General features: G+C 71.2%; 27 protein-coding genes. All 27 read right to left on the bottom strand.

From position 1 onward, the window contains the following. Nucleotides 1-7: 7 nt before the first annotated feature. The gene (locus tag K8U61_RS06630) at nt 8-769 is read right to left on the bottom strand and encodes a flagellar biosynthetic protein FliR (RefSeq protein WP_224122202.1); all 762 of its coding nucleotides are present in this window, start codon (nt 767-769) and stop codon (nt 8-10) included. A gap of 16 nt (nt 770-785) precedes the next feature. Continuing rightward, entirely contained in the window at nt 786-1,055 is a 270-nt protein-coding gene (gene fliQ, locus K8U61_RS06625) for a flagellar biosynthesis protein FliQ (RefSeq protein ID WP_224122201.1), read from the bottom strand. A gap of 17 nt (nt 1,056-1,072) precedes the next feature. Beyond that, nucleotides 1,073-1,870 (bottom strand): flagellar type III secretion system pore protein FliP, encoded by a 798-nt coding sequence (gene fliP / locus K8U61_RS06620; protein ID WP_224122200.1) that lies wholly within the window; start codon nt 1,868-1,870, stop codon nt 1,073-1,075. Then, nucleotides 1,867-2,349, bottom strand: coding sequence for a flagellar biosynthetic protein FliO (locus tag K8U61_RS06615; RefSeq protein ID WP_224122199.1), 483 nt, complete (start codon nt 2,347-2,349; stop codon nt 1,867-1,869). The genes fliP and K8U61_RS06615 overlap by 4 nt, the downstream gene beginning before the upstream one ends. Before the next feature lie 7 nt (nt 2,350-2,356). Beyond that, nucleotides 2,357-3,184 carry a flagellar motor switch protein FliN gene (fliN, locus tag K8U61_RS06610; protein WP_224122198.1) on the bottom strand — a complete coding sequence of 276 codons (828 nt, stop codon included), beginning with the start codon at nt 3,182-3,184 and terminating at the stop codon, nt 2,357-2,359. Then, nucleotides 3,181-4,134, bottom strand: coding sequence for a flagellar motor switch protein FliM (locus K8U61_RS06605; RefSeq protein WP_224122197.1), 954 nt, complete (start codon nt 4,132-4,134; stop codon nt 3,181-3,183). The genes fliN and K8U61_RS06605 overlap by 4 nt, the downstream gene beginning before the upstream one ends. 81 nt (nt 4,135-4,215) lie before the next feature. Next, complete coding sequence (locus K8U61_RS06600; protein ID WP_224122196.1) at nt 4,216-4,659, bottom strand: flagellar basal body-associated FliL family protein; 444 nt, start codon at nt 4,657-4,659, stop codon at nt 4,216-4,218. Continuing rightward, the gene (locus K8U61_RS06595) at nt 4,659-5,693 is read right to left on the bottom strand and encodes a flagellar motor protein MotB (protein ID WP_224122195.1); all 1,035 of its coding nucleotides are present in this window, start codon (nt 5,691-5,693) and stop codon (nt 4,659-4,661) included. Before K8U61_RS06595 ends, K8U61_RS06600 begins: the two co-directional genes overlap by 1 nt. Further along, nucleotides 5,693-6,460, bottom strand: a complete 768-nt coding sequence (locus K8U61_RS06590) for a motility protein A (protein WP_224122194.1) — start codon at nt 6,458-6,460, stop codon at nt 5,693-5,695. Before K8U61_RS06590 ends, K8U61_RS06595 begins: the two co-directional genes overlap by 1 nt. Then, a complete protein-coding gene (locus tag K8U61_RS06585; protein ID WP_224122193.1) occupies nt 6,460-6,744 on the bottom strand; it encodes a flagellar FlbD family protein in 285 nt (94 codons plus the stop codon). Before K8U61_RS06585 ends, K8U61_RS06590 begins: the two co-directional genes overlap by 1 nt. Nucleotides 6,745-6,905: 161 nt before the next feature. Continuing rightward, a complete protein-coding gene (locus K8U61_RS06580; RefSeq protein WP_224122192.1) occupies nt 6,906-7,796 on the bottom strand; it encodes a flagellar hook-basal body complex protein in 891 nt (296 codons plus the stop codon). A gap of 25 nt (nt 7,797-7,821) precedes the next feature. After that, nucleotides 7,822-8,301 (bottom strand): flagellar hook assembly protein FlgD, encoded by a 480-nt coding sequence (locus K8U61_RS06575; protein WP_224122191.1) that lies wholly within the window; start codon nt 8,299-8,301, stop codon nt 7,822-7,824. A 9-nt stretch (nt 8,302-8,310) separates the two neighbouring features. After that, on the bottom strand, nt 8,311-9,777 hold the full coding sequence (locus K8U61_RS06570; protein ID WP_224122190.1) for a flagellar hook-length control protein FliK: 1,467 nt from the start codon (nt 9,775-9,777) through the stop codon (nt 8,311-8,313). Further along, a complete protein-coding gene (locus tag K8U61_RS06565) occupies nt 9,774-10,727 on the bottom strand; it encodes a transglycosylase SLT domain-containing protein (protein ID WP_224122189.1) in 954 nt (317 codons plus the stop codon). The genes K8U61_RS06570 and K8U61_RS06565 overlap by 4 nt, the downstream gene beginning before the upstream one ends. Further along, the gene (locus K8U61_RS06560; RefSeq protein WP_224122188.1) at nt 10,724-11,182 is read right to left on the bottom strand and encodes a flagellar FliJ family protein; all 459 of its coding nucleotides are present in this window, start codon (nt 11,180-11,182) and stop codon (nt 10,724-10,726) included. The genes K8U61_RS06565 and K8U61_RS06560 overlap by 4 nt, the downstream gene beginning before the upstream one ends. Then, nucleotides 11,179-12,483, bottom strand: a complete 1,305-nt coding sequence (locus tag K8U61_RS06555; RefSeq protein ID WP_224122187.1) for a FliI/YscN family ATPase — start codon at nt 12,481-12,483, stop codon at nt 11,179-11,181. Before K8U61_RS06555 ends, K8U61_RS06560 begins: the two co-directional genes overlap by 4 nt. Continuing rightward, nucleotides 12,480-13,145, bottom strand: a complete 666-nt coding sequence (locus K8U61_RS06550) for a FliH/SctL family protein (protein WP_224122186.1) — start codon at nt 13,143-13,145, stop codon at nt 12,480-12,482. Before K8U61_RS06550 ends, K8U61_RS06555 begins: the two co-directional genes overlap by 4 nt. Further along, complete coding sequence (gene fliG / locus K8U61_RS06545) at nt 13,138-14,154, bottom strand: flagellar motor switch protein FliG (RefSeq protein ID WP_224122185.1); 1,017 nt, start codon at nt 14,152-14,154, stop codon at nt 13,138-13,140. The genes K8U61_RS06550 and fliG overlap by 8 nt, the downstream gene beginning before the upstream one ends. Beyond that, complete coding sequence (gene fliF, locus K8U61_RS06540; RefSeq protein ID WP_224122184.1) at nt 14,154-15,752, bottom strand: flagellar basal-body MS-ring/collar protein FliF; 1,599 nt, start codon at nt 15,750-15,752, stop codon at nt 14,154-14,156. Before fliF ends, fliG begins: the two co-directional genes overlap by 1 nt. Before the next feature lie 7 nt (nt 15,753-15,759). Beyond that, nucleotides 15,760-16,101: a flagellar hook-basal body complex protein FliE gene (gene fliE, locus K8U61_RS06535; protein WP_224122183.1), complete on the bottom strand. Its 342-nt coding sequence runs from the start codon at nt 16,099-16,101 to the stop codon at nt 15,760-15,762. Then, entirely contained in the window at nt 16,098-16,493 is a 396-nt protein-coding gene (locus K8U61_RS06530; protein WP_224122182.1) for a flagellar basal body rod protein FlgC, read from the bottom strand. Before K8U61_RS06530 ends, fliE begins: the two co-directional genes overlap by 4 nt. Then, complete coding sequence (locus tag K8U61_RS06525; protein WP_224122181.1) at nt 16,493-16,843, bottom strand: flagellar basal body rod protein FlgB; 351 nt, start codon at nt 16,841-16,843, stop codon at nt 16,493-16,495. The genes K8U61_RS06530 and K8U61_RS06525 overlap by 1 nt, the downstream gene beginning before the upstream one ends. Before the next feature lie 165 nt (nt 16,844-17,008). Beyond that, nucleotides 17,009-17,356 carry a hypothetical protein gene (locus K8U61_RS06520; protein ID WP_224122180.1) on the bottom strand — a complete coding sequence of 116 codons (348 nt, stop codon included), beginning with the start codon at nt 17,354-17,356 and terminating at the stop codon, nt 17,009-17,011. Beyond that, nucleotides 17,353-17,736 (bottom strand): flagellar export chaperone FliS, encoded by a 384-nt coding sequence (fliS, locus tag K8U61_RS06515; protein ID WP_224122179.1) that lies wholly within the window; start codon nt 17,734-17,736, stop codon nt 17,353-17,355. The genes K8U61_RS06520 and fliS overlap by 4 nt, the downstream gene beginning before the upstream one ends. 109 nt (nt 17,737-17,845) lie before the next feature. Continuing rightward, complete coding sequence (gene fliD, locus K8U61_RS25380; RefSeq protein ID WP_224122178.1) at nt 17,846-19,225, bottom strand: flagellar filament capping protein FliD; 1,380 nt, start codon at nt 19,223-19,225, stop codon at nt 17,846-17,848. A 124-nt stretch (nt 19,226-19,349) separates the two neighbouring features. Then, nucleotides 19,350-20,129: a flagellin N-terminal helical domain-containing protein gene (locus tag K8U61_RS06505; RefSeq protein WP_224122177.1), complete on the bottom strand. Its 780-nt coding sequence runs from the start codon at nt 20,127-20,129 to the stop codon at nt 19,350-19,352. Nucleotides 20,130-20,283: 154 nt separating this feature from the next. Further along, entirely contained in the window at nt 20,284-21,147 is an 864-nt protein-coding gene (locus K8U61_RS06500; RefSeq protein WP_224122176.1) for a sigma-70 family RNA polymerase sigma factor, read from the bottom strand. Nucleotides 21,148-21,251: the final 104 nt, after the last annotated feature.

Raw genomic sequence — 21,251 nt, 5'->3', positions numbered from 1 at the left:
GCGTCGGTCACCCCGCCCCGGACATCGTCGAGGTCGCCTGCAGGGCGAGGTCGGTGAGGCGGTCGATCGCGTGCGGCAGCACCGGGAAGGAGAGGCCCACCAGGAGCAGCGTGAGGCCGATCTTCACCGGGAACATCACCGTCATCGCCTGGAGCTGCGGGGCCACCTTCGTCATCAGGGAGAGGCCGAGGTCGGCGAGGAAGAGAACCGCGATCAGCGGCAGCGCGATCTGCACGGCCGTGGTGAAGAAGAGGCCGAACGTCGTGAACACCACGTCGGAGAAGCTGCCCCAGTCGGGGGTGGTGCCGAGCGGGAGGAAGTGGAAGGTCTTCAGCAGGCCGCCGATCACCAGCAGGTGGGCCCCCGTGGTGAAGAGGAGCACGGTGGCGAGCATCTGGTGGAACTTGCCGAAGACCGTGTTGGAGTTCATCGACAGCGGGTCGAAGCCCTGCGCCAGCGAGAAGCCACCGAAGGTGTCGATCAGGCTGCCGGCGGCCGCGATGGCGGCGAAGAGGAGGTAGGTCACGAAGCCCATCGCGACGCCCACGCAGACCTGCGTGCCGACGTTGAGCATCAGCCCGATCGTGTCCAGCGGGATGTCGGCGGACTCGGGGACCACCGCGAAGGCGAGGCCGAGGGCGATGACCATCTTGACCATGCTCGGCACGGTGCGCCCGGAGAAGGGCGGCACGATCGCCAGCCAGGCGATGATGCGCACCGAGGCGAGCAGGTAGGCGATCAGCGGCTCGCCGGCGACGGTCAGGGTCATGGACGGAGGAGCGCGCTCAGCCCAGCATGCCGGGGATCGACTCGAACAGGTCGTTGGTGAAGTCCACGAGGGTGTGCATCATCCAGTTGCCCGAGATCAGCAGCGCGACGCCGACGCCGACCAGCTTCGGGACGAACGCGAGCGTGACCTCCTGGATCTGGGTCAGCGACTGGAAGAGCGAGATCGCGAAGCCGATCACCAGGGCGGTGAGCAGGATCGGCGCCGAGAGCTTCAGCGCGACCAGCATGGTCTGCAGCGCGATCTCGATGACGGTGGTGTCGGTCATGACAGGACTCCCGGGCCTTATCCGTAGCTCGCGACGAGGGACTTGATGACGAGGGCCCAGCCGTCGACCATCACGAAGAGCAGCAGCTTGAAGGGCAGCGAGACCATGACCGGCGGCATCATCATCATGCCGAGCGCCATCAGCGCCCCGCTCACGACCAGGTCGATGACCAGGAAGGGGATGAAGATGATGAAGCCGATGATGAAGGCCTGCTTGAGCTCGGTCAGCACGAACGCCGGGATCAGCGTCGTGGTCGGCACGTCATCGCGGGTCTTCGGCGTCTCCCGGTCGGCGACGTTGGTGAGCAGCTCGATCTCGTCGTCGTCGGTGTTGTCGAGCATGAAGTCGCGCAGCGGGCCGAGGCCGGCGTCGATCGCCTGCGACGAGCTCATCTCGCCGTCCTGGTAGGGCTGCAGCGCCTCGCTGTTGATCTGCGAGAGCACCGGGCCCATCACGAAGAGGCTGAGGAAGAGCGCGAGCCCGGCGAGCACCTGGTTCGGCGGGGTCTGCTGGAGGCCGAGGGCGTTCCGGGTCAGGCCGAGGACGACGAAGATCTTGGTGAAGGCCGTGCAGCTGAGCAGGATCGCCGGCAGCAGTGAGATGAGCGTGAGGCCGATCAGCACGGTGACCGAGGTGCTCGGGCTGTCGGTGAGGCCGTCGAGGCCGATGGTCACGTTGGAGTCGCCGGTCGGGCCGGACGGACCGGTCGGGCCGGTGGGGTCGGCGTACGCCGTCGCGGGCGCGGCGAGGAGCGCCGCGACCGTGACACCGAGGAGACCGGTGAGCAGCAGGCCGCGGCGAGCCAGCGGCGTCACGAGGCCCGCCGGGTGGCGGCGGCGAGGGCCTGCCGCCAGGTGTCCGTGCTGAGCACGGAGCCGCTGAGCGCACCGCCGGTCGCACCCTGCGGGGCCTTGCGGCGGCCGCCGGCCGGAGTGGCCGCGCGGTGGCTGCCGCGGACCGGCTCGGCCGGGGCGATCGCGAGGGGCTGGGTCGCGGACTCCGCGGTCTCGACCTCGCCGGGCACGAGGCTGAGCACGTCGGCCTCCTCGATCTCCTCGGGGTCGAGCTCGGCCAGCACGCGCACCTGGTGCTCCGTGGTGCCGAGCACCAGGACCCGGCTGCCGACGGCGACGACCGAGACGGCCGTGCCGCGCGAGATCGCCTGGCGGTGGACGACGCGGATCATCGCGTCGCGCCTGCCGGCGAACTTGCGCCCGCCGAAGCGGGCCAGCAGGGCGAGCAGCCCCAGGACGACGGCCAGCGAGAAGACCAGCCGGATGGTGAGCTCGAGCATCGGCGGATCAGCCCGCCGCAGCGGCGTCGGCCGCGATCTCGGTGATCCGGAGACCGAAGTCCTCGTCGATGACGACGACCTCGCCGCGGGCGATGAGGCGACCGTTGACGAGCAGGTCGGCGGGGCTGCCCGCGGCCCGGTCCAGCTCGAGGACCGCGCCGGGGGTGAGGTCGAGGAGGTCGCGGACGGTCATCCGGGTCCGACCGATCTCGACCGTCACCTCCATGTCGACGCCGTGCAGCAGCTCGATGCCGTTGCGGTGGTGGTCGAGGTTGGTGACCGAGGAGCCGCCGGGGATGACCGGCCCGGCGGTCGGCATGCCTGCCGGGGCCGCCGGCACGGGGAGGGCCGCCGCCTCGGGCTCGGACGGCGCGGCGCCGGACATGGCGGCGTTCTGGGCGGAGGCGAGCAGGACGTCGGGCATCAGGACCGCGGCGGCGACCGCCTCGGAGTGGAGGTAGGCGACGGTGAACGGCGACGGGATCTCGCGGGCGACGAGGCCGAGTCCGACCTGGCGGGCCGCGGCGGTGCGGCAGTGGAGCGCCTCGGCGACGGCGTCGATGGTCGGCTGGAGGGCCGCGGCCAGGTCGAGGCTCCCCATCGGGCTCGAGGCCAGCGCGTCGACGAGCTCCTGACCCACCAGGATGGCGATGCTGCCCGGGACCGAGCCCTCGACGTCGGCGACGATCGCCCCGGCGAACGGGCCGGCCACCTGCGGGTCACCGGGAGCCACGGCGCCGAGGGTGAGCGGCGCGGCCGACGGCAGCACGGACGCCGCGGCGGCGGCAGCGGAGGCGGCGATGTCCTGCGCGGCGGGGATGGGTCCGGTGCTCATGGCGTCTCCTTGGGGGTGCCCACGATCAGGGCGGCGAGGCGGAACCCACTGGTGCCGGCGGTGGCGTGGGCGAAGTTGATCCCGTCGACGACGACCTCGAGAGGCGCCGACGCGGGGTGGTTGAGGCGGATGGCGTCACCGGGGGTGAGCGTCGCGAGGTCGCCGGGGCGCAGCGTCGTCGGACGGAGCCGGACGGCCACGTCGACCGGGACGCGCTGGAAGCCGTCCTTGAGCTCCGCCGCGGCGGCTTCGCGCTGGGCGCGCTCCCGGTCGGAGACGGGGGCGGGGGCGGCGGCGCGGACGAGGTGGGGGTGCAGGCCGGAGAAGGGCATGCACATGGTCATGCGGGTGCTGCGGTCGTTGAGCTTGAGCTCCATGCTCATCGCGACCATCACGTCGGAGGCGCCGGCGACCTGCGCGAACTGCGGGCTGTACTCGACCCCGGTCACGACCGGCTCGAAGGTGAGCACCGAGGCGAAGGAGTAGCGCAGCTCCCGGAGGAGGCGCTCGACCAGGCCGCGGACCACGCCGGACTCGATCTCGGTGAGCGGTCGCTCGGGCTGCTGGACGCGGCCGGGGCCGCCGAGCATGTGGTCGACCGCGGTCATCACGGCGGTCAGCGGGATCTCGAGCATGCACTTCGAGAGCAGCGGCTCGGCGGAGAAGATCGTCAGGTACGTCGTCGGCAGCAGCGAGTCGACGTACTCGGCGTACGTCGACTGCTCGATCGCGCCGGGCGTCACCGTGCAGACCGCGCGCAAGGAGGACGTCAGGACGGTGGTCGCCTGCCGGCAGAAACCGTCCAGCGACACCTGGAGCATCCGCTGGTGCTCACGGGACAGCTGGATGGGTCGCCGGAAGTCGTAGGGCACCGGCTCCACGGTCCGACGGGCGCCCGGGTCGGCCGTGCCCGGTCCGGGCTGGCTGACGGAGACGTCGGAGGGGGGCACGAACACACGGATCGGCCCCACTCGCGACATCTTGAGGAATTGTCCGGATGTGACTTGGCCCACATCTGGCGTACGTCGTGGCTACTGCGTGACGAACTCCGTGAAGTACACGCCCATCACTTCGCCCTCGTAGAGCTCCTCGAGCTCCTTCTCGAGCTTGTCCTTCAGCTTCTCCCGGCTGTGGCCCTCGACCTGCTCCAGGGTCCGGCCGCTGAACAGCTCGATCGCGGCGTCGAGCGCCTTGCTGCCGTCGACCTCCTCCCCGGCGGTCGTCGTGAGCTGGAGGGCCAGGCCCAGGCGCAGGTAGTGCTCGCCGGACAGGTTGATCTGGGTCGAGTCGAGGGTGAGGATCGCGCCGGGCTCGGGCGGCGGCTCGGGCCCGCTCGGCTTGAGGAAGAACCAGTAGCCGGCACCCGCGATGGCGAGCACCGCCACCACGATGATGATCAGCTTCTTCTTCCCGCCCTTCTTCTTGCCCTCGCCCTCGGCCTCCTTGTCGGGGGCCTTCTCAGCGGTCGCGGTCATCAGTGCTCTCCTTCGGTGGACGTCGTGCCGGACGCCTCGTCGTGCCCGTCGCCGGAGGAGGTCTCGCCCTCGCCGCCGGTGTCGGTGTCGGTGCTGGTGTTCGTGCTGGTGTGCTCGGTCCCGTGCTCGGACTGCTGCTCGGTCGCCTTGCCCTGGGCGATCTCGCCGAGGAGCTCCTTGGCGGACTGGTCGACGTCGGGGAGCACCACGATGTCGACGCGCTTGTTGATCTCCTGGGAGTGGGGCTGGTCCGGCGGGATCAGCGGCTGCTCGTGGCCGAAGGCGGCCAGCGAGAGCCGGTCGCCCGGGATGCCGAGCACCTCGTTGAGGCGCCGCAGCACGGTGAGCGCCCGCGCGGCCGAGAGGTCCCAGTCGGTCGCGTAGTACTTCGGCGGCCCGGCGGCCTGGTTGGTGTGGCCGTTGATCTGGAGGTCGTTGCCCAGGGACCGCAGCACCGGGGCGAGGGTGTCGACGACCTCCTCGCCGCGGGGGCTGAGGTCGGCCATGTTGGGCTGGAAGACCACGTGCCGGGAGACCAGGCTGACGACCAGGCCGCGATCGTCGATCGTCGTCGACACGTCGTCGGCGAGACCCGCCTTCGACAGGGCGCCCATGAGTGCCTGCTGGGCGTCCTTCAGCTTGGTGGCCTCCTTCGAGGCGGCGTCGTACGACGCCTGCTGGGCGCGTGCCTTCTCCTGGTCGAGTGCCTTGGTGACGAGCGTCTGCTGCTCCGGGGAGAGCTGCTCGAAGATCTGCGTGCCCTTGAGCGACGGGTCGGTCGCCTCGTTGAGGTGGCCGTCGAGGATCGAGTCCGAGCCCTTCATGAAGGAGCTGGTCGCGCCGAAGCCCTCGGCGAGGCCGTTCTTGAGCGCGTTGTACTTCTGCTGGTCGACCGAGCTCATCGCGAACATGACGATGAAGAGCACCATGAGCAGCGTGAGCATGTCGGCGTAGGTGACCAGCCAGCGCTCGTGGTTCTCGTGCTCCTCGTGCTCCTCGTGCTTCTTGCGGCGTCCGCCGTGGCCTCCGCTCATCAGGCCGCCTCCGGTTCGCGCTGGTCGGCGGGCAGCAGGGAGCTGAGCCGCTGCTGCACGACGCGCGGGTTGGCCCCGGCCTGGAGCGAGGCGACGCCCTCGATGACGATCTCCATCTGGGCGGCCTCGAGCTCGCCGAGGCGGGTGATGCGTGCGCCGACGGGGAGGAAGAACACGTTCGCCGACATGACGCCCCACAGGGTCGCGATGAAGGCGCCCGCGATCAGGTGGCCGAGCTTCTCGGGCTCCGCCAGGTTCTCGAGCACGTGCACGAGGCCCATGACGGTGCCGATGATGCCGATGGTGGGCGCGTAGGCACCGGCGGCGGTGAAGAACTTCGCCGTCTGCTTGGTCGCCGCCTTCACCGCGGTCACCTCGGCCTCGAGGATGTCCCGGACCTCCTCCGGGTCGGTGCCGTCGATGGCGAGGGTCAGGCCGCGGAGCAGGAAGGGGTCCTCGATCTCGTTGAGGGCGTCCTCGAGGGCGAGGAGGCCCTCGCGGCGGGCCTTGTCGGCGAGCGAGACCAGCGTCGGCACGGCGGCCGCGGCGTCGGGGCGCTTGCCGGTGAAGGCCTTGACGAGCCCCTTGACCGCGAGCTTCGCGTCGGCCATGGTGCCGCCGGCGATGCAGACCATCAGGGTGCCGCCGAGGACGAGCAGCATCGCCGGGATGGCGATGAGGCTCGCCGGGTTGCCGCCCTCCATCACGTTGGCGACGACGATGAAGACCAGGGCGCCGAGGACGCCGATCATGGTTGCCGGATCCATCACGCCTCCTTGTCGGACGAACGTCGCGGGAGCTCGGTCACGGTGCCCAGGTGCGGCTCACGGTCGGGTGGCTGCCACGGCTCGACGTCGACGAGGGTGCTGATCGCGAGGATCTCGCCGCGGTGCCGACGGATCGCGTCGACCACCTCCCGCAGCGACTCGACCACGACGTACTTCTTGCCATCGACCAGCGTCACGACCGTGTCGGGAGTGGCGTCGACGCGCTCGATCAGGTCCGAGTTGAGCGCGAACGTCGTTCCTGAGAGTCGCGTGAGCGTGATCATGCGCACCGTCCTTGGGCAAATAACCGAGCGGCCGTCCGTGGCTGCTCGACAGTTGGAATCGGCGGAGCTTGTCTGGACCTGAGAGTGAACGCGCCGAAATGCCGAGTCGGCGCTGATCACACCCCTGGGGGGTGGATCAGCGCCGACGGCGGAGCGCGGGATCAGCGCTTGATGTTGACCAGGTCCTCGAGCACCGAGTCGGAGGTCGTGATGACGCGCGAGCTCGCCTGGAAGCCGCGCTGGGCGAGGATCAGGTTGGTGAACTCGGCGGCCAGGTCGACGTTCGACATCTCGACCGAGCCGACGACGAGGTCGCCCTCGCCCTGCTCGCCGGGGACGCCGATCTCGGCGGCGCCGGAGTTGGCGCTCGCGGTGTAGCTGGTGTCGCCGGCCTTGTCGAGGCCCATCGGGTTGGAGAAGTTGGCGAGCGCGATCCGGGCGATCGAGTAGGTCTCCTCGGTCTCGCCGTCGGAGAAGGTGCCGGTGACGACGCCGTCGGAGCCGATCGAGTAGCTGGTGAGCTCCATCGAGCTGTCCAGGCCGAGCTGGTCCTGCAGCGTCTCGTTGTCGAGGCTGATGCTGTTCAGCGCGTCGGGGTCACCGATGTCGCCGTCGACGGGCTCGCCGTCGGAGTCGAGGCGGTAGCCCTGCACGAGCGCACCGGTCGGGGTGACCAGGTTGGCCTGCGAGTCGAAGCTGAACGCGCCGGCGCGGGTGTACTGGGTCGCGCCGCCGTCCTTGACGACGAAGAAGCCGTCGCCCTGGATCATCATGTCGGTCGCGCCGCCGGTGGTCTGGTTCGAGCCCTGGAGGAAGTTGGTGTTGGTGCCGGCGACCTGGACGCCGAGGCCGATCTGGATCGGGTTGGTGCCGCCGCGGGTGCCGTTGGCCGAGGAGCCGGAGGTCAGCATCTGCGACAGCGTGTCGGAGAAGACGGTGCGGCTGGACTTGAAGCCGATGGTGTTGGCGTTGGCGATGTTGTTGCCGGTGACGTCGAGCATGACCTGGTTGACGCGCAGGCCGCTGATGCCGGCGAAGAGGGAGCGAAGCATGGTGGTGTCTCCTAACGCGCGTGGGTCACGCGGTGGTGGAAGTGGAAGAAGAGGAGGAGCCGGAGCCCGAGCCGGTGCCGGTGTCGGAGCCGGTGGAGATCGACGAGACCTGGGCGAGCGAGACGTTCGTGCCGCCGATGACGAGCATCGGGCCGGTCGAGTCGAAGCTCACCGAGTCGACCTTGCCGCTCTGGGTGTCGCCGTTCTCGTCGAGGTAGGACACGGTCTTGCCGACCATCCCGGCAGCGCCGAACGCGGTCTGGCTCTGGAGCAGCGCCGCGGTCTGGTCCGCGACGTCCTGCATCTTCTCCAGCGCCGTGAACTGCGCGTTCTGTGACAGGAACTCGCTCGAGTCCGCCGGGTTCATCGGGTCCTGGTAGCGCAGCTGGGCCACCATCAGGTTCAGGAACATGTCTTTGTCCGAGCTCGACGACGCACTCGTCGCCGTGTAGAGCCCGTTCGAGGTCGTGGTGGACGACACCGCCTCGGTTGCTGCTACGGACATGGCTTCTCCTCACATGGACAGGTCGAGGCTGGTCGTGCGGTGACCTGCCGATCGGGAAGGTCGCGACGGGTTCGTCGGGACCGGGGTGCCGTCCATGGCGGTGGTGCTTCCTGAGAACTGGGGGCGGCCCTGGCGCTGGTCCTGGTCCGCGGAGCCGGTCCACGCCGCGCCCGCGCCGGAGCCGCCCGACCAGCCGGCGGTGTCGCCGGTGAGGCCGGTGTCGGTGCCGGGGGGCGCGGTCGGGGCGGGGGTGGAGGTGCTGGTGCCGGCGAGGTCGCGGACCACGATCCGCGACTCGGCGTGGCCGGCCGACGCGAGCAGCCGGCCGAGCTCGGAGGTGCCGTCGGCCAGCGCCGCGCGGGCCTGGTCGGCGCCAGCGGTCAGGCTGACGTGCAGCTCACCGCGCCGGTGGGTGAGCACGACCCGGACCTCGCCGAGGTTCTCCGGGTTGAGCCTCACCGTCACGCGGGAGGTCTCCTGGGTGCCGCCACTGCTGGCCTGGACGACCTGCTGGAAGACCTGGTCGACCACGCGGTGCGGGTCGGCGGCCGGGGTGCCGGTCGTCGTGGCGGCGGCCACGGCGGTCGAGGTGACCGGGGCCGCGGCGCCCACCGGGGTGGTGGTCGTCGGAGCCGGGCTCGTGTCCTGCGCGGCATGGGCGACGGCCTGGGCGGCGGGCGCCGGTGCCGTCGCAGCGGCCTGGCTGTCGCTGGGGCCGCTGTCGTCGCTCTGCGTCGGCGCGACGGTGGACCGCTCCTCCGTGCCCGAGGTCGGGGCCTTGGCCTCGTGACGTGCCGCGGCCACGTCCGTGCGCCGGTCGACCGTGCCGCCGGGCGTGCCCGGCGCCGACGTCGGCGCGGAGCCGGGGGCGGCCACGGTGAGGTCGTCGGTCGCCGGCTCGGTCGCCGTCGCGGGCTGCTGGTCCGTCGCGGTCGTGGTCGGCACGACGGGGAGGGCGACCGGCACCATCGTCGCGAGGGCCGCGGGTACGACGCCGGCCAGCATCGGGTCGACCGTCACCGTCCCGGGGTCGGTCGGGTCGGTCGGGTCGGTCCGACCCTCCGCCTCGTCCTGCTGGTCGGCCTCGCCGGAGGGGTCGGTGGCGGTCGTGCCGGCACCGGCCAGGACGACGGCGGGGTCGGCCGCGAGCTCGGCGGCGGTCGCCGGACCGTTCTCGGCGGGCGCGGTCGGGACCGCCGTGGCGGCCGGGTCGGTCGGTCCACTCGTGGTGCCGGCGGTGGCCGCCGCCGGGTCGGTGGTGCCCGCGACGGCCGGGGAAGTGGTCGTCGCGGCCGGGTCCGTGGTCGCGCTGCCGGCTGCCGGCGTACCGCCGTCGAGCAGGGTGGCGACGAGGGAGAGGAAGAGGGCGCCGGCGCCGGGCGCCGGGGCAGTGCCGGTGCCGCCGAGGGCCGGGTCGCCGGTGATCGCGGCGCCGAGGCCGTTCAGGAGCCCGGTCGCGAGGGGGGTCGTGGTCATGCTGCCTCCACCTTGGAGAGGACGGATCGGACGTAGTTCGTCGTCTCCGGGTACGGGGGAATGCCGCCGTAGCGCAGCACCGCACCGGGTCCTGCGTTGTAGGCGGCGAGGGCCAGGTCGGTGCGGCCGAAGCGGTCGAGCAGGCTGCTGAGCAGCTTCGCCGCTCCGTCGACCGACTGGGCCGCGTCGTAGGGGTTGCTGACGCCGAGGCCGTCGGCGGTCGCGGGCATCAGCTGCATCAGGCCCTGGGCGCCCGCCGGGCTGGTCGCGCTCGGGTTGTAGCCCGACTCCTGCTCGGCGACCGCGGACAGCAGGCCGGCGCTGACGCCGTACTTGGCCGAGGCGGACTCGAACAGCGAGGCGTACGGCGTGCCCGCGGCGACCCGGCCGGCGGCGGTCGAGCCGCTGACGGACGAGGTCGACGAGGTCGACGAGGCGTCCGGCACGATCCGGCGGATCGCGGTCGGGGTCTCGTAGACGTCGGATACCCGGACGTCGAGGCCGGTGCGCGGCGCCTCGATCATCTGGTGGTCGCCGATGTAGATGCCGACGTGGTGCACGGGGGAGCCGAAGGCCAGGATGTCGCCGGGCTGGGCGTTCTCGAGGCCGTCGACGGGCCGGCCGGCCTGCGCCTGCTGGTAGGAGACGCGCGGCAGGTCGTAACCGAGGTCGGCGTAGACGCGCTGGACCAGGCCGGAGCAGTCCAGGCCGGTCTGCGGGTCGGTGCCGCCCCACACGTAGGGCACGCCGAGGTACTTGCGGGCGTCGGCGACGACCGCGTCGCCCTTGGAGTAGCCGGTGGAGCCGGGCGTCGTCGACGTGGTGTCGCTGGCGGTGCGGAGGGCGGCGGCGAAGTCGGTGCCCGAGCTGCTGCTGGTCGTCGCCGGCGCGAACTGCGCGAGCTGCGCCTGGATCTGGCTGATCCGGGCGGTCACGTCGTCGATGCTCATCGCGCACCCCCGTTCGCGGCGGCGAGGGCCCGGCCGCGGCGCCAGAGGTCGGTGGCGACCTCGTCCTGCTCGCGGTCCTCGCGGCGGCGCCGCTCGGCGCGCTCGGCGGCCGCGCGGCGCTCGACCAGCGACTCGACCGCGGCGAGGCGGCTGCGGTCGGTCATCCAGCGCTCGCGGGCGGCCAGGGTGAGGCGGCAGGCGGCCTCGAGGTCCACCCGGGCGGCGGCGAGGGACTCGCGCAGCATCTGGAGGGAGTGCTGGCGGCCCTGGAAGGCGAGCAGGTCGGAGGTGACCGGCGCCGGCAGGGTCACGATCAGGTGCTCGATCTCGGACACCCGGTCGGCGGCGGCGCGCTGCTCGTTGAGGGCGGTGGCCAGGCCGGTCCGGCTGTCGCGCTCGCGGACGGCGCGGACGCGGACGACGCCGTTCAGGCTGCCCGCCTGCTGGCGGCTCATGCGCTCACCAGCTGGTGGAGGGCGGCCCAGGTGGCCGCGGCCGGGGTGCTGTCGTCCATGTCCTGGCGCAGGAAGGCCTCGATGGCGGGCATGAGCGCGAGCGCGAGGTCGGCGTCGGCGTCGGTCCCGGCGACGTACGCGCCGATCTCGACGAGCTCCTTGACGTTGCGGTGCGCGGCCAGCAGCCGGCGCAGGCGCTGCGCGTCCTGCTTGCCCTCGGGGGTCACGATCGCTGAGACCCGCGAGATCGACTCGAGCACGTCGATGCTCGGGAAGTGCCCGGACGTCGCGAGCTCGCGGGTGAGCACGATGTGCCCGTCGAGGATCGAGCGCGCCGAGTCGCCGATCGGGTCCTGGAGATCGTCGCCCTCGACGAGGACGGTGTAGAGGCCGGTGATGCTGCCGGTCGGGGAGGTGCCGGCGCGCTCCAGCAGCTGCGGGAGCATCGCGAACACGCTCGGCGGGAAGCCACGGGTGGCGGGCGGCTCCCCGGCGGAGAGGCCGATCTCGCGCTGCGCGAGCGCGACCCGGGTGAGGCTGTCCATCATCAGCACGACGTGGCGGCCGGCGTCGCGGAACGCCTCGGCGATCCGGGTGGCCACGAACGCCGCGCGCAGCCGGACCACCGGCGGCTCGTCGGAGGTGGCGACCACGACGATCGAGCGGGCCAGGCCCTCCGGGCCGAGGTCGTTCTCGAGGAACTCGCGGACCTCGCGACCTCGCTCACCGATCAGCGCGATCACGGAGATCTCCGCGTCGGTGCCGCGGGCGATCATCGACAGCAGGCTGGACTTGCCGACGCCGGAGCCGGCCATGATGCCGAGGCGCTGGCCGCGGCCGCAGGCGGTGAGCGCGTCCATCGCGCGGACGCCCAGGCTGAGCTGCTGGTCGATCCGCGGCCGCAGCAGGGCGTGGGGGGTCTCGTTGTTGACGACCACCTGGGGGAGGTGGGCGAGCGACGGGCCGCCGTCGATCGGGCGGCCGAGGCCGTCCAGCACCCGACCCCGGAGCTCCTCGCCGACGGGGATCCGCAGGCCGGCTCCGCTGGCCTCGACGTGGTCGCCGACGCGCAGGCCGGAGGTCTCGGCGAGCGGCAGGCACGCGAGCACGCCGTGCTCGCTGGCGACGACCTCGACCGGGACCGGTCCGCCGGCGCCGTGGACGGTCAGCAGGTCGCCGAGGGCGGCGGGTACGCCGGCGACGGTGACGCGCAGCCCGAGCAGGCCGACGACCCGGCCGTGCCGGACGGGGACGACGGCGTGCCGGGCGGCCGCGACGCGGTCGGCGGTCAGCGCGCTCACGACAGGGCCTCGCGGAGTCGGTCCAGGGCGGTGCCGAGGCGGAGGTCGACCGCGGTCTCGGCCGTCTCGACGACCGCGTCGTGCCGCTCCAGCGTCGGGTCCGGTACGACGGAGGCGCCGTGCTCGGCGAGCTCGGACGCGACCGCGCCGGCGATCGTCGGGTGCAGCCGGACGACCGTGCTGGGGTCGCGGGGGAGGACCGAGAGGACGCGGGCGACGACGCCCGCTCCGGGGTCCGCGGACACGGTGAGCTCGTGCCCGACCAGCTCGCGGGTGAGCTCGAGCGCGAGGTCGGTGGCCTGGTCGGCGATCTGCGCGGCCACCTGCGCCGACGCGCGGGTCAGCTCGGCGGCGGCGCGGGCCAGCGCCGCGATCGCGGCGGCGTGCTCGGCCTCGCGACGCTCCTCGCGTCGCGCCGCCTCCTCGCGCGCCACCTCGGCCTCGTCGGCCGCCCGGCGCAGGCCGGACTGGTGGCCCTCCGACCAGCCGACGGCGTACCCCTGGGCACGCGCGGCCTCCCGGGTGCGCTCGGCCAGCGAGCCGAGCACCGCCTCGGTGGCGCCGTCGCCGAGGACGCGGTGGTCGCCGAGACGCGTCCAGACCCCCGTGCGGAGGTCGGGCCGCTCGGGCGTCCGCCACGTGACCTGCTGTGCCTCAGACAACGAGCTGCTCCTCGCTGCCACTGCGGTGCACCGTGATCTGCCCCTGCTCCTCGAGCTGGCGGATCTTGCGGATGACCGACTGCTGGGCCTCCTCGACCTGCGTCAGGCGCACCGCGCCCAGCAGCTCGATCTCCTCGAGCAGCGTCTCGGCCGCGCGGGAGGACAGGTTGGTGGTGATCTTGTCGCGCACGCCCTCGCTGACGCCCTTGAGGGCGAGCGCGAGCTCGGCCTCGTTGGTCTGGCGCAGCACCAGCTGAACCGACCGGTCCTCGAGGTGGATGATGTCCTCGAACATGAACATCCGGCTGCGGACCTCGTCGGCCAGCTCGGCGTCCAGCGCCTCGAGGCCCTCGACGATTGCCCGCTCGGTCACCCGGTCGGACCGGTTGATGATGTTGACCAGCGGGTCGAGGCCGCCGACGCGCATGGACTCCGACGGCTGGAGCACCGAGGACAGCTTGCGCTCGAGGTTCGCCTCGACGGCGCGGATGATCTCGGGGGAGGTGCGGTCCATGACCGCGATCCGGTGCGCGATCTCGGCCTGGAGCTCGGGCGGCAGGCCGGCGATCACGACGGACGCCTTGTCCGGGGTCATGTGGGCCAGCACCAGCGCGATCACCTGCGGGTGCTCGTCGGCGATGAAGGTGCGCAGCTGACCGGGGTCGGCGCGGTGCAGGAACTGGAAGGGCATCTTCACGGCCGCGGCCTGGAGCCGCTCCATGATCTCCTTGGCCCGCTCCTCGCCGAGCGACTGCTCGAGCATGGTGCGCGCGAAGGCGAGACCGCCGTGGGCGATGTTCGACTGTGCGGTCGCCATCTCGGTGAACTCCGTGAGCACCGCGGTGCTCTCGCTGGCGTCCACGACGTCGAGCCGGGCGATCTCGGCCGAGATCGCCTCGACCTCCGCCTCGGAGAGGTGGCTGAGGACCGCGGCGGCCTTCTCGCGGCCGAGCTGGATCAGGATGATGGCGGCCTTGCGGACGCCAAGGGTGGCGAGGTCGATGCTCATCAGTGGCGCTCCACCAGCCAGCCGCGGAGCAGCGTGGCGAGTTCGTCGGGCTGTCGGTCGGCGAGCTGGGCGAGCTCACGCTTGAGCTCCTCGTTGGCCTGCTGCTCGGCGGTCTCCAGTGCTGCCATCGCGGGCGGCTGCTCGACCGCGGCCACGGCGGCCGCGCGGTCGGCGGCGTCCTGGCGCAGCTGCTCGACGAGGTACGTCGTGCGCTCCTCGCGCTGCTTGCGACCCTTGCGGGCCCGCAGCCAGGCCAGGAGCAGCATCAGCGCGATGCCGACGGCGATGCCGCCGTTGCGGATCATCGTCCACTGCGCGGCCTTGGCCTTCGCCGCGGCGGCGTCCGCCAGCTCCTTCGAGGCGGCCTCGTCGGCGGTGCGGTCGAACGGCATCGAGGTGACCTCGAGGGTGTCGCCGCGCTTGGTGTCGATGCCGAGGGCGGCCGCGATCTGGTCCTTGACGCTGGCGGGGTCGATGCCCTGCACCGTGGCGGCGTCGAGCACGACGCTGACGTGCTGGGCCTTGAGTGCCCCGGGCGCGCTCTCGCGGTGCTCGACGACCTGGCCCACGCCGTTGTCGCGGGTCGTCGACTCCTTGGCGTAGTCGGAGCCCGTGCCGGTGGTGGTCGTCGTACCGGTGCCGCTGTTGTCCATCTGGCCGTCGGGGCCGACGACGCCGGTGTCGCCGCCAGAGGTGCCGGCGCCGTTGTAGGTCTCCTTCGAGGTCGACTCCGACAGCGCCGGAGCCTCCTTCTTCGTGTCATAGGTCGTCGACTCGCTGGTGACCTTGTCGAAGTCGAGGTCGGCCGTGTACGTCGCGATCGAGTTGCCCGCCCCGACGACGCGGTCGAGCATCGCCTGGATCTGCGAGGTCTGGTCGGCCTCGTAGTCCGCGACCGCCTGGTCGCGGGTGCTCGAGCCGGCGCCGCCCTCCTCGCCGGAGAGGACCTGGCCGCTGGAGTCCGCCACGGTCACGGCGTCGGGGTCGAGCCCGTCGATGCTGGCGGCGACCAGGTTGACGATCGCCTGGACCTTCTCGGCGTCCAGCGTGCCGGTGGAGGTGCTGACGAGGACCGACGCGGTCGGCGGGTCCTGCTCGTCGGCGAAGACCTTCTTCTCGGGGAGCGCGAGGTGGACGACGGCGGTGTTGACGCCGTCGATGGCCTCGATGGTGTTGGCGAGCTCGCCCTCCATCGCCCGCTTGAAGTCGGTCTGCTCCTGGAAGTCCGAGGTCGAGATGTCCTGGCCGTCGAGGATGTCGTAGCCGCCGCTCGCGCTGTTGGCGGGGAGGCCCTGGCCGGCGAGGTTGACGCGGGTCGAGTAGACCGAGTCCTTCGGCACCATGATCGTGCTGCCGCCGTCGGCCAGCTGGTAGGAGACACCCTCGGCGTTGAGCTCGTCGATCACCGCGGAGGCGTCCTCGGAGGCGAGGTTGCTGTAGAGCGGCGCGTAGTCCGGGGTGGACACCCAGCGGAACACCATGAACGCCGCGAGCAGCAGCGCACCGGTGCCGACGACGGCGACCATGCGCTGGCCGACCGTGAAGGACATGAAGGTGGTCCGCAACCTCGTGAGGGTGCGGTTGAGGTTCTGCTTCATCCGTGGGTCATCCGATCGGCATCCGCATGATCTCGTTGAAGGACTCCAGCGCCTTGTTGCGGACGGCGACCGTCAGCTGGGCGGTCACGGAGGCTTCCGAGGCGGCAATGGTGTAGTCGTGGATGTTGTCGAGGTTGCCGGTCGCGGCCTGGACGGCGAGGCTGTCGGCCTTGTCCTGGACGCCCTCGAGCTTGTCGAGACCGTCGAGGACCATGTCGCCGAAGTTGCCGCTGGCCGCCTGGGTGCCGGAGGCGGACCCCGACGAGATGACCGAGCTGCTGCCCGAGGTCGCGAACGTCGGAGCGGTGTACGGCGTGAAGCCGACCGACTCGATCCCGGAGACGCTCATGACGACTTCCCGATCGAGAGGGCCGACTGGTAGGTCTCCTGCGCGTCCTTGATCACCTGGACCGAGGCCTGGAAGCCGCGCTGGGCCATGACCAGCTGGGTCATCTGGCTCGCGAGGTCGTCCTCGGGGAGGCGCACGTTGCCGTTCGCGTCGGCGAGCGGGCTGTCGGGGTCGTAGGTCACCCGGCCGTTGGGGTCGCTCAGCGCGATGCCGGCGATCTCGACGCCGCCGCCGGCGCTCGAGCGCACGATCGGGGTCTGCGCCTGGAAGGCGGTCTGGCTCGTCGAGGTGGCGGTGTTGACGTTCGCGATGTTGTTCGCGAGGGAGTCCAGCCACACCTGGTGGACGCCCATCGACGAGCTCGCGATGCGCAGGGTGTCGAAGGCACCCATCAGCCGGCCGCCACGGTGCTGATCAGCTTGAACCGCTCGGTCGTCGCGCGGGTCAGCATCTGGTACTGGAACTGCGACTGGACCGCGGTGAGGGTCTCCTCGCGCAGGTCGACGTTGTTGTCGTTGGCGCCGACCGGGGTGTCGGTGGCCTGCGTGGTCACCGAGACGTCGCCCGGGTCGCCGGAGGCGATGGCGGCGCGGAGGCTGGTCTCGAAGTCGACGCTGCTCGCCCGGTAGCCGGGGGTGTCGACGTTCGCGATGTTGTCCGCGGTGACGCGTTGACGCAGGGCGACGCCGTCGAGGGCGGCGTTGAGCACCGCACCCACGGGGTCGGACAGGGAGAACGACACGCTGAGCCTCCGAGATGAAAGCGTTGCGATGCCGATCCTTCGGCGAGGGGCGAGCGTTCCGTGCTCACCCCTGACATCGGTCGGGAGGCACTCCTCTTGAGGAGTTCTGGAGAAATTCCGTCCGGTACGGCGCGGCGTGTTGCCGACGGCGGGTCAGGCGGCGGGTCAGGCGCGCAGGTCGAGGTAGACCGGCACCTCGGGCGGGCGGGTCGCCTGCTGGATCCGCTGCGCGAAGGCGTGCTGCTGGCCGATCGAGGTGAGCTTCTCGCTCAGCCGCACCTGCACCCGGCGCTGCCGCTCCGCGATCGAGATCGCCCGCTCCTGCAGGTCACCGGGGATGGGGCCGGCCAGCAGGGGCTCGTCCCAGGGCTCCGGCACCTGGCGGGTCGGGTCCTCAAGCAGCCGTTCGGCCAGGATCACGTCCAGCTCGAGCCGGTCGAGCGCCGTCTCCCAGTGGAGCCGGAGCCGCATCTCGGCGTGCTCCGGGGTCTCGACGACCACGTCGTCGCTCACGCGGACTCGGCCAGGAGCGACCCGGCGGCCTCGCGCCAGGTGTCGCGCAGGGTGGTCACGATGTCGAGGCAGAACTCCGTCGCCCGCAGGTCCTTGTTGATGTTCGCCCGCACGAGCTCGTGGTGGAGGTAGTCGTAGAGCGACGCGAGACCGGCCGCGCCCTCCCACACGTCGACGTTCAGGCTGGCCGCGAGCTCCAGGACGATCTCCTGGGCGTGCAGCAGGTGGGGGTGCGCCTGGCCGGGCTGACCGGTGCGCAGGGCGTCGGCCGCGCGCTGGACGTCGAGGGCGAGGCGGTCGCAGAGCATGATGAGCAGCTGCTGCGGGCTCGCGGTGGTGACGGAGGAGGCCAGGTACGCGTTGCGGGCGGTGGTGTTCATCGATGTTCCTTCCGTGGTCACGATGAGGGGGGTTGGTGGCGGGTGGAGCGGGCCGTCGAGTCGTTCTCCGGCACTGGTTCCTGCGGTACTCAGTTCTTCGGCACGTCGGTCAGCTGGATGAGGAAGATCCCCACGTCGGGAGCCCGGCGATCTGGGACGTGAGGTAGCTGCTCTGGCTGTTGAGCGACTGCATGGTCGTCTCCAGGGCCGTGTACTGCGCCTCGAGGGTCGACTTCTTGAGCGCGAGGCGAGTGTCCCAGTCGTCGATCTGGCTCTGGAGGGTGTCGACGAGGGTGTTGTGGCTCTTCACGGCCTTGGTGACGCTGCCGTCGATGCTGTCGCTCGCGGCCTTGGCGACGGTCGCGACGCGGGCCGCGAAGCCGTCTGCGTCGGTCGTCGCCCCGGACGTGAACTTCGCGGCGATGCCCTCCGGGTCGGCCGCGTACGCCGCGGTGAAGGTGTCCTCGTCGAAGGTGAGCATGCCGTCGCGGGTCGTCTGGATGCCCGCGGTCGCCATCGAGCCGGTGCCGCCGAAGACCGTGTTGAGCAGGGCGTAGCGCAGGTCGCGGGTGACCGCGTCGCCGGCGAGGACGCCGCTGCTCGTGGTGCTCGTCGAGCTGGAGGAGCTCGAGCTGGCGAACTTGCTCTGCGTGTCGATGCTCGTGAGGATCGAGTTGATCGAGTCCACCAGCGACTTCACGGTCGCGGTGATGTCGCTGCTGTCCTGCGCCAGGCTGATCGTGCTCGTGTCACCGACCGCCAGCGACGAGGACAGGGTCAGGTCCACGCCGGGCGTGACGTCCTCGAAGGTGTTGGTCGAGGACGTCGCGACCACGCCCAGCCCGAGGTCGATCGAGGCGTCGGTGCCGTCCTTGACGGTCGCGCCGCCCAGCAGGTCGCTGCCGTCCGCGTTGGTGAGGGTGAAGCTGGTGTCCGCCCCGGTGGTCGCGGACTGGACGAGCAGCTTGTAGCTGCCGTCGGCCACCTTGACCGCGGTGGCGGTGATGCCGGTCTCGGACGTGAGGTCGTTGATGCCCTTGATGACGTCGGTGAGGCTGCCCGAGCCGGTGTCGACGTCGTGCTCGGTGCCGTCGTTCGTGGTGAGCGTGAGGTTCTGGCTCGTGACGGTGTCGCTGAGCCCGGACGCCGTCGAGAACGCGGCCTGGGACCGGCTGGCGAGGCTGACCACCTTCACGTCGAAGGAGCCGGCCGTCGCGCCCGTGCTCGTGGTGACGGAGAAGCCGGTCGCCGAGGAGGTGCCCTTCACGGTCTGCCAGGTGCTCGCCTTGGCGAGCGAGGCGGCGGCCGTGGCCAGCGAGGCGACGCTGGTGTTGATCGTCTGGAGCGCGGAGACGACCGACTTCTCGGTGGTCTGCTGCGTCTTGAGCCGCGTCTGCGGCTGGGCCTCCAGGGTCATCAGCTGGCTGATGATGCTGGCGGTGTCGAGCCCGCTCGCGAGTCCGCTGATGCTGCTCGTGGAGGTGGCCACGACTTCTCCTTCGGATCGGGAACGGGTCCGGATGCGACGACGGGGCCCCGGGAGCGTGGTGATGCACTCCCGGGACCCCGGTCGTCATCGCTGTCCGGCCGGGCGGCCGGTCAGCGGGTCAGGCTCAGCCCAGGAGCTTCAGGACGCCCTGCGGGGCCTGGTTGGCCTGCGCGAGCATCGCGGTGCCGGCCTGGGACAGGATCGACGAGCGGGTGTAGGACACCATCTCGCTGGCCATGTCGGTGTCGCGGATGCGGCTCTCCGACGCGGTCAGGTTCTCGATCTCGGTGTTGACGTTGTTGATGGTGTGCTCGAAGCGGTTCTGCGTGGCACCCAGGGTCGAACGCATCGAGGAGACGTTGGTGATGCTGTCCTGGATGGACTGCGAGTCGGTGATGTCGAGACCGCTGGTGTCGACGGAGCCGCTCAGGTCGATCGAGATGCTGTCCGAGGAGGAGTAGCCGACCTGGAAGTTCAGCGTGTCGCCACCGAAGAGGGCGACGCCGTTGAAGGTGGTGTTGTCCTGGATCCGGCCGATCTCGGCGGACAGCTGGTCGAACTCCGACTGGAGGGCCGACTGCGAGTCCGAGTTCTGGGTGCCGTTGTTGTACTGCACCGCGAGGTCGTTCATGCGCTGCAGCATGGAGTGGACCTCGGTGAGCGCACCTTCAGCGGTCTGCGCGACGCTGATGCCGTCCTGCGCGTTGCGGACGCCGACCTGGAGGCCGCCGATCTGCGAGCGGAGGCCCTCGGAGATCGAGAGGCCCGCGGCGTCGTCGGCCGCGCGGTTGATCCGGAAGCCACTGGACAGCTTCTCGAGGGACTTCGACATCTGGCCCTGGGTGACCGACAGGTTGCGGTACGCGTTGAGGGCGTCGGAGTTGGTGTTGATGCGGAGACTCATGATGGGTTCCTTCCTTGGGTCCTGAGTCGGAGTGGAGCCCGTCCGTGGGCTTCCGTACGCCGTTCCATTCGGCAGATGTGGAACGGGCCTGAGGAGATCGCCGAGATTTTCTCGGCCGATCTCCCCAGGCCCGTGGACGGTGGGGGAGGGTGGATCAGGCGCTGGCGTTGATGCCCATCTGGTTGGCGAGGGTGCCGGGTCCGGCGTACCCGCGCAGCCCGGAGGCGTGCCGGGCGGCGACGGCCGCGAAGTAGGCCTCCCGGCGCCGGGCAGCCGCCCCGCCGGGGCGCGCCGCCTCGGGGACGAGGTCCGGCTCCAGCTCGTGGTTGAGGGCGTCGCGCAGGAGCACGAGCGCCTCCGCCCGGAGCTGGGAGACCCGGGACTCGGTGACGCCCAGGGTCGCCGCGATCTCGGCCATCGGCCGCTCCGCGAGGAAGTACTGCTCCACCACGAGGCGGAGCCGCTCGGGGAGCTCGGCGATCGCCTCGGTGAGGTAGGTGAGCTTCTCGCGGTGCTCCAGCAGCGCCTCGGGGGTCGGGCTGCTGGACACGAGGCTCTCACCGAGCGAGTCGTCCTCGGACGCGTGCAGCGAGAGCACCTGCGCCCGCGCCACGTCGTCGTCGTTGGCGGTGACGTCCTCGGTGCTCAGGCCGGTGGCCTGGGCGACCTCGGCGGCGGTCGCCGAGCGACCGAGCACGGTCGCCAGGTGGGACCGGGTGGCGTCGAGCTCGCGGGCTCGACGCCGGACCGAGCGCGAGGCCCAGTCGATGCTGCGGAGCTCATCGAGGATGGCGCCGCGGATGCGGGTGGTGGCGTACCGGTTGAACGGCACGCCACGCTCGGGGTCGAAGGACTGGGCTGCCTGCACGAGTGCGGCAAGTCCGGCCGAGGTGAGGTCGTCGCGGTCAACGTGGGACGGGACCCTGGCCATCGTCTCTCGGACGATGTGGCCGACCAGGGGCACGTGTACCACGATCAACGCCTCGGAGCCCGGCGGGACGTCGTTGTAATGGGTCACGGGAGTAATTGTGCATTTCAGAAACGGACCCGTCCGGTTTTCTTGCAGATTCCTTGAATCTTTACTCAACTCGGACCTCCGCGGGGAGCGGGCTGGGATGTGTC

Source organism: Nocardioides mangrovi, from assembly GCF_020073815.1.
GTDB lineage: Bacteria > Actinomycetota > Actinomycetes > Propionibacteriales > Nocardioidaceae > Nocardioides > Nocardioides mangrovi.
Note: the sequence above shows the minus strand (reverse complement) of the source record. Positions and strands in the feature narration are given on the sequence as shown.